Here is an 11,626-nt window from a genome sequence, read left to right on the forward strand (position 1 = left end):
CCCCATACCGGAGCCCCGATGCCGCACGCGTACGATTTCGACACCGCCTTTGCCCCGCGTCCCGCCGCACGCAAGGCGCCCTCACCGTCCGGCACGCTCGACTCCCGCTTCCGTGACTTCATTGCCTCCGAGGACTTCCCCTGCGTCGGGTCCAAGCTGGCGCTGGCGCGCGATGGCCTGCACACGCGCGAGTTCGCCCCGCTGGGTGACGTATCCAACGACGGCCCGCTGCTGGATGCGCTGGCCGGCTTTGTCGCAATGCTGGACGAGCGCGACGCGGATGACCGTTCGGTCGACTCGCTGGTGGCGCTGTTCCGCGGCCCGCGGTCGATGGACGAAGCGGCGTTCGAGCGCCAGCTGTGGAACCAGTTGCAGCGCCTGCACGAGCTGGACCTGGCGCGCGGCAACACGTGGGCGGCCGACGTGGAGCGCGACCCCGACAGCCCGCGCTTCAGCATGAGCCTGGCGGGGCATCCGTTCTTCGTCATCGGCCTGCACCCGGGCGCGTCGCGCATCGCGCGGCGGTTCGAGGCGCCGGTGCTGGTGTTCAATTCGCACCGCCAGTTCAACCGGCTGCGCGAGGACGGCCGCTTTGCCAAGATGCAGCAGGCCACGCGTGCACGGGACATCGCCTTGCAGGGATCCATCAACCCCAACCTGTCGGACTACGGCCAGGCCAGCGAGGCGCGCCAGTACAGCGGCCGCGCGGTCGGCGCCGGCTGGCGCTGCCCGTTCCGCGCCACGGGCCCGGAGGGCGCCGCATGAGCGGGCAGGTGGTGCGTATCCCGCCGTGCTCGGCCAAGGCGGTGGAGCTGGCGCCCGGCGACGAGCTGGTGGTGATCGACCCGGAGGGCGAGCAGGTCAGCGACCTGGTGGCCTTCAACCGCGAGGACATGGCCGAGTACCTGTCGTCGGGGCGGTCCATCGACTACGCGTCGCGGTTGTTCCTGACCACCGGCGACGTGCTGTATTCCAACCGCAGCCGGCCGATGTTCACCCTGCTGGAGGACACCTGCGGCCGGCACGACTTCACCCTGACGCCGTGCTCGAAGGAGATGTTCGAGAAGCTCTACGGCGAGGAGCAGGGCCGCCCGGGCTGCGAGGGCAACCTGGCGATGGCGCTGGCGCCGTGGGGCATCACCCGCGACCGGGTCCCGATTGCGTTCAACATCTTCATGCACGTGGCGGTGGACGGCGACAGCGGTGAGATCCGCGTGCTGCCGCCGCTGAGCAAGCCCGGCGCGCACCTGCGCCTGCGGGCGGAAATGCCGCTGGTGGTGGCGATGACGTCCTGCTCGGCCGGGCAGTCCAACAACTTCCGCTACAAGCCGATCGACTACCGGGTGGAGCGCGCCGGCGACGGGGTCTAGCGGCTGCGGCGTTCCGCGCGCCCTACCGCGGCGCCAGGGCCAGTCGCGGATCGGCCGGTTGTGCCTGCCCGGCGACGTGCCCCGGGGCGGGGCGCAGCGATTGGATCAGGTCGGCGATCGCCTCCACATCGGCCGGTTTGGCGAAGTGGTGGCTGAAGCCGGCTTCGCGTGCGCGCCGGCGGTCCCGCGGCTGGTTCCATCCGGTCACGGCCGCCAGTACCGGCGGCGTGCCATCGCTGTCGGCCAGCAGCCGACGAGCCACTTCGTAGCCGTCCATGCCAGGCATCCCGATGTCCAGCAACACCAGTTGTGGATGGAACGCGCGGGCCTCGGCCAGTGCCTGGCGGCCATCGTGGGCGATGCGGGGGCGCAGCCCGAGCGACTCGACCAGCAGCCCCAGCGAGGCGGCGGCGTCCAGGTTGTCGTCCACCACCAGCACCCGCAGGTCGCCGCGCGCGTCCGCGGAGGCGGCGGTGCGCCGGGTGGGCGGCACGGCCTGCACCGGCTGGTCGCGTGCCAATGGCAGGGTGACGGTGAACCGGGCACCGGTGCCCGGACCGTCGCTGTGGGCGTCCACGGTGCCGCCGTGCAATTCCACCAGGCTGCGGACCAGTGCCAGGCCGATCCCGAGTCCTTCGCGCGCGCCGTCGTAGCCCTGTTCGCCCTGGGTGAACAGCTCGAACACCCGCGGCAGGACGTCCTCGGCGATGCCCTGGCCATCGTCGCTCACGGTGACGATGACCGCGTCGCCCCGCGTGCGTGCCGCCACCTCGACGTGACCCCCGTTGCATCCGTACTTGGCGGCGTTGTTGAGCAGGTTGCCGAAGACCTGGGCGATGCGCACCGGGTCGGCCTCGACGGGCAACGGGTGGTCCGGCAGGTCCAGTGCCAGCCGGCAGCTCCCGGCCTCGATCTGCGGGCGGGCCAGCTCCGCCGCCGCGGCGAGCGCGTCACGCAGGTCGATTGTCCCGGTGTGCAGGGTGATCATCCCGCGCGACAGTCGGGAGGCCTCCAGCAGGTCGTCCACCAGCCGCACCATATGGTGCACCTGGCGCGACATCATCTCCCGCAGCTGGGTGCGCCGGGCCGGGTCGGAGTCGTCCATCGCCAGCAGGTGCAGGGCGTTGTTGATCGGTGCCAGCGGATTGCGCAGTTCATGGGCCAGCATCGCCAGGAACTCGTCCTTGCGCTGCATGGCCTCGACCTCCGCCGCGCGGGCGCGTTCGGTCACTGCCAGGTGGCCACGGATCTCGTACTGGCGTCCACGTGCCCGCAGGGCGCTGCGCACCGCGCTCAACAGGGCGGCCGCACGCAGCGGGCGCTCCAACAGGGTGACGTTGTGCAGCATGGCCACCGCGTCGCCCACCACGGTGGAATCGGGCGCGCCGCCGGTGAACATCAGTACCGGCAGGTCGGACCAGTTGGGCTGGTTCTCCACCGCCTGGGCCAGCTGGCCGAGCGCGCCCGGCGGGGTCATGGTCTCCTCGCACACCAGCACCGCCGCGCAGCCGCGCGACAGCTCGGCGATCAAGGCCGGCGCCGACGCGCAGGTGTGCGACTGGATGTTGTGGCGGTGGAGCAGGTCCCGGGTCAGTGCGTTGTCGCGCGCAGTGGCCAGCAGCAGCAGAACGCGCTGCTCGGTCCCCTCGCTGCCAGTGGTGCTCACGGCCGCTCCTGGCCGGTGCGTCTGTTACCGGGCCGGCCGGCTCCCACTGGGTGGGGCACCCCGGTGAGGACCCCGGCGAAGTCGCGCAGCGGCTCGCCGACGCGCACACCCTGGCCGGTCATGGTGAGCTCGCGGATGGTGCGCTCGTGGGCGCCGGTGCGTTTCTTGAGGACCGACAATGCCTGGCGCACCTGGCCCTCGGCCTCGAAGTAACGCAGCAGGATGACGGTGTCGGCGAGGTAGCTGACATCGATGTCGCTGCTCATCCGGCCGATCAGGCCCTTCTGGGCGTTGATCAGCAACGTCACCACGCCCATCTTCGCCAGGTAGGCGAGCAGCTCGTGCAGCTGGATGAGCACGAACTTCTCGCCGGACATGGCATTGAAGTAACCACTGAGGCTGTCGATCATCACCAGCCGCGCGCCGTGGTTCTCAACCTCGTTGCGGATGCGCTGGATGAACTCGCCGGGGGAGATCTCGCCGGGGTCGACCGACTCGACCGATACCCGTCCCTCGTCGACCTGCTGCTGCAGGGGGAACCCCATACCGTGTGAACGGGTCATCAGGGTGCGCACGCTCTCGTCGAACAGGAACAGCGCGGAGCGCTCGCCGCGCTCGGCCGCGGCCATGACGAAATGGGTGGCGAGCGAGGACTTGCCGACGCCGGCCGCGCCCATCAGCAACACGCTGGTGCCGCGGTCCAGCCCGCCACCCAGCAGCGCATCGAGCTCGGCCAGGTTGGAGGTGATCTGCTCGACCTTGCCGGCGCGCTGGATGTGCGAGGCGACCAGCCGCGGGAACAGTTCCACCCCACCGGTCCGGATCTCGTAGTCGTGGTAGCCGCCAATGAAGGGGCGGCCACGCAGCTTGCCGATGCGCAGCCGGCGCCGGTCGCCACCGTAGTCGGGGCGCATCTGGCTCAGCATCACCGCGCCATGGACGATGGTGTGGACCGGTGCGCCCTGCTCGACGCCGTTGGCATCGTCCAGCAACAGCACGGTGGTATGGCGCCCGGCAAAGTACTGCTTGAGCGCCAGCACCTGGCGACGGAAGCGCAGCATGGTGCCGGCCATCAGGCGGATCTCGGCCAGCGAATCGAACACCACGCGGGTGGGCTGCAGGCGCTCTACTTCCTGCAGCATGCGGCCGGTGGTTTCGCCCAGCTCCACCTCGGAGGGGTGGAACATCGTGTACTGCGATTCCGGGTCGAGCTGGTCGCCCATCGGCAGCAGCTCGTGGATGTGGATCCCGTCCAGCGACCAGCCGTGCGAGGCGGCCGTCTCGAGCAGCTCGTCGCGGGTCTCCGACAGCGTGACGTAGAGGACGGTCTCGCCCGCCTGCACGCCGGCCAGCAGGAACTGCAGGCCCATCGTGGTCTTGCCCGAGCCCGGTTCGCCCTCGAGCAGGTACAGGCGGTTGGGGGTGAACCCGCCGCCGAGGATGTGGTCGAGGCCCTTGATACCCGTGCTGACGGAAGGGGCGGCTTGCGGGGGTTGGCTCATGCAGCGTGGATGGGGTGGACGGGCAGGTTGCTCGACGTTAACGGGGGCGCCGTCTGGGCACGGTGAAGGGTGCGGGCTCCCGGCCTTGAAGTGCAAAGATGCCGCGACGCCGTGGTTGCTATCCTGCCGGACCCCCACGATGCCTGTGTAATGGCCGCCGCCAACCTTCCTCCCGCGTCGACGATCTCCTTGCGCCGGCTGGCCCTGCTGCTGGCGGGGCTGGCGATGTTCGGCCCGTTCTCGATCGACACGATCTTCCCGGCGTTCCCGCAGCTGGGTGAGCAACTGGGCGCCGACAAGCTGGCGCTGCAGCAGACGATCAGCGTGTACCTGATCGCCTACGCGGTGACGAGCGTGGTGCATGGGCCGCTGTCGGACGCGTTCGGGCGGCGCCGCGTCATCATCGCCGGGCTGGCCGTGTTCACCCTGGCGTCGGTGGGCTGCGCGCTGTCGACCGACCTCACCACGCTGCTGGTGTTCCGCGCGCTGCAGGGACTGTCGGCCGGCGTCGGCCTGATCGTCGGACGCGCGGTCATCCGCGACGTGCTGGATGGCGACGACGCGCAGCGGCTGATGAGCCAGGTGTCGATGATCTTCGGCATCGCGCCGGCCATCGCGCCGATCATCGGCGGCTGGATCCTGGGGTGGAGCCGCTGGCCGGCGATCTTCTGGTTCCTGGTGGGTTTTTCGGTGCTGCTGCTGCTGGCGACCTGGCGGCTGCTGCCCGAGACGCACCCGCCGGAGGCGCGGCTTGAACTGCGCCCGCGGCGACTGGTGCGCGACTACGTCGCGATCCTGCTCAACACCCGGTTCCAGCGGCTGGCCGCGGCGGCGGCGTTCAACTTCGGCGCGCTGTTCCTGTACATCGCCTCGGCGCCCGCGTTCGTGCTCGACCTGCTGCGGATGGACGAGAGACAGTTCGGCTGGTTCTTCGTGCCGACCATCGGCGGCATGGTGCTCGGCGCCTGGGTCTCCGGACGCGCGGCGGGCCGGATCAGCGGCGCGCGGCTGGTCGGCATCGGCTTTGCGGTGTCGGCGGTGGCGGCGGTGTTCAACGTCGCCTACAACCTGTCGACCGACGTGCTGCAACTGCCCTGGGCGGTCGTGCCGATGACGCTCAATGCGTTCGGCATCGCGCTGGTGTTCCCGATACTGACCCTCGCGGTGCTGGACATGTACCCGCGCCAGCGCGGCTCGGCGTCGTCGTTGCAGGCGTTCACCGCGCTGGTCAGCAATGCGTTGATCGCCGGTGTGGTGTCGCCGTGGCTCAGTGGCAACGGCCTGTGGCTGGCCGTGGCGGCCGGCCTGTTCACGGCGGCGGGCTGGGCCTTCTGGCGTTGGGAAGCGGTGGTGTCGGCCAACGGCAATGGACGTGGCCGCAGCGCGACGCCGCGGGTGCCGGATTCGCTCTAGTCAGCTGGCGATGCGGTGGTCGACCGGCGGGTCGGTGATCGGCGAGGTCGCCGCGATCCGGCATGCCAGGGCTTCGACAAAGCCCGCGCAGGCGCGGGTGTCACGGACGATACCGCCACGGCCATCGCGCCCGCCGTCCCGCGGCGACGCGGCAATCCCCTGCAACAGCTCGGCGCCGGCGCCAACCAGGCCGATCGGCACGCCGTGCAGATAGGCGCGGGCGGCGAATGCAATCGCCGCGCCGTCGTCGCGCAACCGATGGAGGTCGCCGTCGGGCACCACCACGGCGTCGTAATCCAGCGGCGAGCACGCGTTGAAGGTGCGGTCCGGCATCAGGGTCGAACCGCGTGGGGTCTCGATGGCGCCGAGGGTCGGCGCGACCAGTTCGACGTGGGCACCGCGGCGGCGCATGCCCGTCAGCAACGCCTCGACCTGGCCGGCATCGACGCCAGGTGCGACGGCCATGGCCAGCGTCCGGCCGCGAAGGTCCGTCGCGCCGGGCGCCGCGGGGAGGGCCTGCGGCTGCGTGGCGACTGGAGGGAGCGAGGTGAGATCGAGCGATGTCGGCATGGGTGATGCGGGGGCGGGGGAGCTGTACTGATACAGCCTGTGGCGTAAGCCGGACGTGACATTTTGCTGAAGCCGGTGTCGATCACGGCGGAATGACGGCGGGCGCGGCCTCATCGTGGGCCTGCCACCACCGGAGGCCCGCATGCACGAGGACTGGCACCGCAACGCCGTCATCTACCAGATCGACCCGTCGCTGTTCAGGGATTCCAACGGCGACGGGCGAGGCGACCTGCGCGGCGTCGCCGATCGGCTCGACCACCTGCGCGCGCTGGGTGCGAACTGCATCTGGCTGCTGCCCTTCTACAAGTCGCCGTTCCGCGACGCGGGCTACGACGTCAGCGGCCACCTGTCGGTCGATCCGCGGTTCGGTGACATCGCCGATTTCATCCACCTGATGGAGCGCGCCGAAGAGCTGCAGTTGCGCGTGCTCATCGAACTGGTGGTCCAACACACCTCGGTCGACCACCCGTGGTTCCAGCACGCGCGCAGCCACCGCGATTCGCCATACCGCGACTGGTTCCTGTGGTCGGACGAACCGGTCGAAGTGGAGGGGGTGGAGCCGATCTTCCCCGGCATCGAGGACAGCATCTGGACCTGGGACGAGCAGGCCGGGCAGTACTACCGCCACGTGTTCTATTCGCACCAGCCCGACCTCAACGTCGCCAACCCGGCGGTGCGCGCCGAGATCGCGCGGATCATGGCGTACTGGCTGCGGTTGGGGATCGCCGGGTTCCGGGTCGACGCCGTGCCGCACATGGTTGAGGTGGCGCGCGCCGCCGACCCGCGCAAGGACGGGCTGTGGATCCTCGACGACATGCGCGACGTGATCGCGCGCCGCAACCCCGACGCGGTGCTGATGGGCGAGACCGACGTGCCGGTGTCGAAGTACGACGAGTATTTCGGCAACGGCCAGCGGCTCAACCTGCTGCTGGACTTCTGGGTCAACAACCATCTGTTCCTGGCGCTGGCGCGGGGGGAGGGCGAGCCGCTGGCCCGCGCGTTGACCGAGCGCAAGCCGCCGCCGCCGCACAGCCGCTTCGGCGTGGGGGTGGGCANCAACCATCTGTTCCTGGCGCTGGCGCGGGGGGAGGGCGAGCCGCTGGCCCGCGCGTTGACCGAGCGCAAGCCGCCGCCGCCGCACAGCCGCTTCGGCGTGTGGTTGCGCAACCACGACGAGCTCGACCTGGAGCAGTTGTCGCCGCAGGAGCGCGAGGAGGTCATGGCCGCGTTTGCGCCGGACGAGGACATGCGCATCTACGGCCGTGGCATCCGTCGCCGGCTGGCGCCGATGCTCGGCGGCGACGATGCGCGGATCGCCATGGCGCATGCGCTGATGCTGTCGCTGCCGGGGGTGCCGATCCTGCGCTACGGCGAGGAGATCGGGATGGGTGACGACCTGTCACTGCCCGAACGCCGCTCGGTGCGTACCCCGATGCAGTGGAGCGACACCCGCAACGGTGGGTTCTCCAGCGCGGACGCCGGCGACCTGGTCGCCCCGCCGATCAGTGACGGCGCATTCGGCTACCCGGCGCGCAACGTCGAGGCGGAAATGCCGCAACCGGACTCCCTGCTGGGGCGCACGATCGCGATGATCGGGTGCCGGCTGGGCATCCGCGAGATGGGGTGCCCGTACCGGCTGGCGCGGTTCGAATGCCGGCCGGTGTTCGGTGTGCGCTACGACGACGAGGAGGGCGGCTCGGTGGTGGTCGCCCTGATCAACCTGGGTGGCGAGCCGGTGGAGTTCGCACTGCGCGAGGACGACCTGCTGGAGCTGGTCGACGTGCTGCGCGACCGCGACTACCCGACGCCGGAAGGCAAACCGCTACGGATCGCGCTGGGCCCGTACGGCTACCGGTGGATGCGGCGCAAGCAACGCGAGTAGCGCGGGACACGCCGCGCCCGGTTACCCCAGTCCGGGCAGCACCTTGTCGCCGAACACGTCGACGAAGCGCTCCTGCTGGCGGTTGACGTTGTGCAGGTAGAGCCCGTCGAACCCCATGGCGAGGTCCTCCTCCAGCCAGGCGCGATGCCGCACGGGGTCGGCGGAGATGCGCACCGCCGCACGCATCGCCGCCTCGTTCACATCGCGGGCGGCGGCCTCGAACTCGGCCGGCGTGCGCAGCTCCTGGTTCTGGTCGCCTTCGAGCACGTTGGCGCGCCACTGCTCCATCGCGCCGGCCATCGCCTCCCCGTCGGAGGTGGCGAACGAGAGTTTCACCTGCAGGTGCAGCGGCTTGCCTGCGCCACCGCCTTCGCGGAATGCATCGACCACCGCCTGCATGCGTGGCCGCTCCTCCGATACCGTGATCAGGCCATCGGCCCAGGCGCCGGCCCAACGCGCGGTCTCCGGCGTCAGCGCGGCGGCGAACAGCGGCGGAGGGGAGGCAGGCAGGCTGTAGAGCCGAGCGTGTTCGACCGGCAGCGCACCGTGGCGGGTGACCGTCTCGCCCGACCAGAGCGCGCGGATGATTCCGACCGCCTCGTGCAGCCGCCGGTTGCGCTCGTCCTTGTCCGGCCAGGGCTCGCCGGTGATCGTCTCGTTGAGCGCTTCGCCACTGCCGACGGCCAGCCAGAACCGTCCCGGGTGCATGCACGCCAGCGTGGCCGCGGCCTGAGCGATCACCGCAGGGTGATAGCGGCCGGTCGGGCAGTTGACCACGCCGGTCTCCAGCCCGGTCGCCTGCATCGCGCTGCCCAGCCACGTCCACGCATGGCCGCTGTGGCCCTGGGCGCGGGTCCACGGGTGGAAATGGTCGGAGCACATCGCCGCGCCAAAACCGGCCTGCTTTGCGCGGATGACGAGGTCGAGCAGGGCGTCGGGTGGGAACTGCTCATGCGAGGCGTGGTAACCGATGCGGGGCATGGCGAACGATGACGGGTCGGCGGGAGGGCATTGGGTAACACCGTCGCAATGACCCGTGCGTGATGCGCGCTGGCACCACGGGAAAGGCCGGCAAATTGCCGGCGGCACCAAGAGAAAGGCCGGCAAATTGCCGGCCTTTCGATGCTGTCGCGTTGCGAATCCCGCAGGGTCAGCCGCGCTCGGCCTCGCCGGCTGGCTTGGCTTCGGTCTTCGCCTTGTCCCCGTCGGTGTCGCTGTCTGCGTTGGCGTCGGCCTTCGGCTTGGCAGCGGCATCAGCGTCGGCAGCCGCGTCCGCCTTCGGCTTGGTGTTGGCATCAGCGGCCGGCGCGGCCGCCGGCTTCGCTGGCGATGCGTCGGCGCTGGCCTGCCAGCCGCAGGTCTGGCCTTCGTTCTGCTGCTTCAGCCAATCCTGCAACGGTGCGAAGTACTCCAGCACGGCGCTGGCGTCCATCTTGCCGCCACCGGTGAGCTCCTCCAGCGTGGACTGCCACGGCTGGCTGGCGCCCTTGTCGAGCATCGCCTGCAGCTTGGCGCCGGCGGCCTTGTTGCCGTAGAAGCTGCACTCGTGCAGCGGCCCGGTGTAACCGGCGGCATCGCAAAGCGACTTGTAGAACTGGAACTGCAGCACGTGGGCCAGGAAGTAGCGCGTGTACGGGGTGTTGCCCGGCACGTGGTACTTGGCGCCCGCATCGAAGAACTCCTCGCCGCGCGCCTCGACCGGGGCGACGCCCTGGTACTTGGCCTTCAGGTCCCACCACGCGGCGTTGTACTGGTCCGGGGTGATGGAGCCGTCGAACACGCCCCAGCGCCAGCGGTCGATCATCAGGCCGAACGGCAGGAACGACACCTTGGCCAGCGCCATGCGCATCTGCGCGTTGATCAGTGCCTGCTCGCTCTGCTGCTGGGCGTCCACCAGGCCGATCGACTCCAGGTACTTCGGCGTCATCGCCAGCACGATGGTGTCGCCGATCGCCTCGTGGAAGCCGTCATGCGCGCCGGCCTGGAACAGCGGCGGCTGCTTGTTGTAGGCCAGGTCGTAATAGAGGTGGCCGAGCTCGTGGTAGATGGTGGTGAAGTCTTCCTCGTTGGGCTTGATGCACATCTTGGTGCGCACGTCGCCTTCCATGTTCATGTCCCACGCGCTGGCGTGGCAGACCACGTCGCGGTCGCGCGGCTTGATGAACTGGGTGTTCTCCCAGTAGCTCTCGGGCAGCTTCTGCAGGCCAAGCGAGGTGTAGAAGTCCTCGGCGCGCTTGGTCATCTGGCGGGCGGCGGCTTCCTGCGCCTCGTGCTCGATGTTGGCCAGGCTCGACGGGCTGCGGTCGCCGGTGTGCTGGGCCAGCTTCTGCGCATGGATCTGCTGGTAGCGGGACTCCAGCGCGCTGGTGATGTCGAGCTTGCCGGCGTTCTCGTACGGGACGACGATGTCCCACAGGTTGCCCCAGTCCTGCTGCCACATGTTGCCCAGCAGGTGCGCGGGCAGCATGCCACCGGCTACCTGCGCCTTGTCCTCGCCGTACTCGGCGGCCAGACGGGTGCGGGTGTAGCAGTGCAGGTCCTCGTACAGCGGCTTGACCTGGGTCCACAGGCGGTCGGTCTCGGCGGCGATCTCGACCGGGCTCATGTCGTAGCCCGAGCGCCACATCTCGCCGGCGTCGGCGAAGCCCATCTCGTCGGCGCCGAGGTTCACCAGCTCCACGAAGCGGGTGTAGTCGTCGCGCATCGGCTTGGAGATGGTGTGCCAGCCGCGCCAGGCTTCCAGCTGCTCGTCATAGTCGCGGCTGTTGCGCAGCACGTCTTCCAGTGCGCCCAGCTGGCGGCAATTGCGCGCCTCGCCTTCGCCGGTGCAGTACTCGCCGGCGCCGTACATGCCTTCCATGTCGGCGGCGATGCGGGTCAGCTCGGCCAGCTTGGCCGGGTCGCTCGGCGCGGGCATCGAGGTGCCCAGCTTGAGCAGCTGGATCGACCGCGCGGTCTGCGGCGACATTTCCTGGCCCTCGAACCGCTTGGCCTGCTCGATCCAGCTGTTGAGCTGCGACAGGTAGCGCTCGTTGGCCGCGGCGGCCAGCAGCTTGCTGTCATCGATGATGTAAGTGGACGACAGCCACTGCGCCGCGGTCATCTGCGGATACATCGCCTTGAGCTCGGCGTTGACCCGGGCGATGAACTGGTCGGCGGTCTCGTCCTTCGGCGCGGTGGCGGCGGCGGGCGTGGCGGCGCGGTCGGTGCCCGGGGTGGGCGC

General features: G+C 69.9%; 9 protein-coding genes. 4 read left to right on the plus strand and 5 right to left on the minus strand.

Annotated elements, in window-relative coordinates:
* Positions 1 to 18: 18 nt before the first annotated feature.
* Together gntA and ACKVMH_RS07240 are read left to right on the plus strand one after the other, a co-directional pair.
* Positions 19 to 765 carry a guanitoxin biosynthesis heme-dependent pre-guanitoxin N-hydroxylase GntA gene (gene gntA, locus ACKVMH_RS07235; RefSeq protein WP_412699781.1) on the plus strand — a complete coding sequence of 249 codons (747 nt, stop codon included), beginning with the start codon at positions 19 to 21 and terminating at the stop codon, positions 763 to 765.
* On the plus strand, positions 762 to 1,370 hold the full coding sequence (locus ACKVMH_RS07240) for a DUF1989 domain-containing protein (protein ID WP_412699782.1): 609 nt from the start codon (positions 762 to 764) through the stop codon (positions 1,368 to 1,370). The genes gntA and ACKVMH_RS07240 overlap by 4 nt, the downstream gene beginning before the upstream one ends.
* 22 nt (positions 1,371 to 1,392) lie before the next feature.
* Here the strand turns inward: ACKVMH_RS07240 and ACKVMH_RS07245 are convergent, their stop codons facing one another.
* Together ACKVMH_RS07245 and ACKVMH_RS07250 are read right to left on the minus strand one after the other, a co-directional pair.
* The gene (locus ACKVMH_RS07245; protein ID WP_412699783.1) at positions 1,393 to 3,036 is read right to left on the minus strand and encodes an ATP-binding protein; all 1,644 of its coding nucleotides are present in this window, start codon (positions 3,034 to 3,036) and stop codon (positions 1,393 to 1,395) included.
* On the minus strand, positions 3,033 to 4,538 hold the full coding sequence (locus ACKVMH_RS07250) for an ATPase domain-containing protein (RefSeq protein ID WP_412699784.1): 1,506 nt from the start codon (positions 4,536 to 4,538) through the stop codon (positions 3,033 to 3,035). The genes ACKVMH_RS07245 and ACKVMH_RS07250 overlap by 4 nt, the downstream gene beginning before the upstream one ends.
* Before the next feature lie 150 nt (positions 4,539 to 4,688).
* On the opposite strand from ACKVMH_RS07250, the gene ACKVMH_RS07255 reads away from it, so the two are divergent.
* Positions 4,689 to 5,951, plus strand: coding sequence for a multidrug effflux MFS transporter (locus ACKVMH_RS07255; RefSeq protein ID WP_412699785.1), 1,263 nt, complete (start codon positions 4,689 to 4,691; stop codon positions 5,949 to 5,951).
* Here ACKVMH_RS07255 and ACKVMH_RS07260 read toward each other — a convergent pair whose 3' ends face one another.
* The gene (locus tag ACKVMH_RS07260; RefSeq protein ID WP_412699786.1) at positions 5,952 to 6,416 is read right to left on the minus strand and encodes a DJ-1/PfpI family protein; all 465 of its coding nucleotides are present in this window, start codon (positions 6,414 to 6,416) and stop codon (positions 5,952 to 5,954) included.
* A 247-nt stretch (positions 6,417 to 6,663) separates the two neighbouring features.
* Between ACKVMH_RS07260 and ACKVMH_RS07265 the strand changes: the two genes are divergently transcribed.
* On the plus strand, positions 6,664 to 8,403 hold the full coding sequence (locus ACKVMH_RS07265; protein ID WP_412699787.1) for an alpha-amylase family protein: 1,740 nt from the start codon (positions 6,664 to 6,666) through the stop codon (positions 8,401 to 8,403).
* 21 nt (positions 8,404 to 8,424) lie between these two features.
* Here the strand turns inward: ACKVMH_RS07265 and ACKVMH_RS07270 are convergent, their stop codons facing one another.
* Together ACKVMH_RS07270 and ACKVMH_RS07275 are read right to left on the minus strand one after the other, a co-directional pair.
* A complete protein-coding gene (locus ACKVMH_RS07270) occupies positions 8,425 to 9,384 on the minus strand; it encodes a TIGR03885 family FMN-dependent LLM class oxidoreductase (RefSeq protein WP_412699788.1) in 960 nt (319 codons plus the stop codon).
* Between the two features lie 169 nt (positions 9,385 to 9,553).
* Positions 9,554 to 11,626: M2 family metallopeptidase (locus tag ACKVMH_RS07275; RefSeq protein ID WP_412699789.1), on the minus strand; the 2,073-nt coding region annotated here is incomplete at its 5' end.

Source organism: Lysobacter zhanggongensis (genome assembly GCF_046638635.1).
Classification (GTDB): domain Bacteria; phylum Pseudomonadota; class Gammaproteobacteria; order Xanthomonadales; family Xanthomonadaceae; genus Novilysobacter; species Novilysobacter luteus.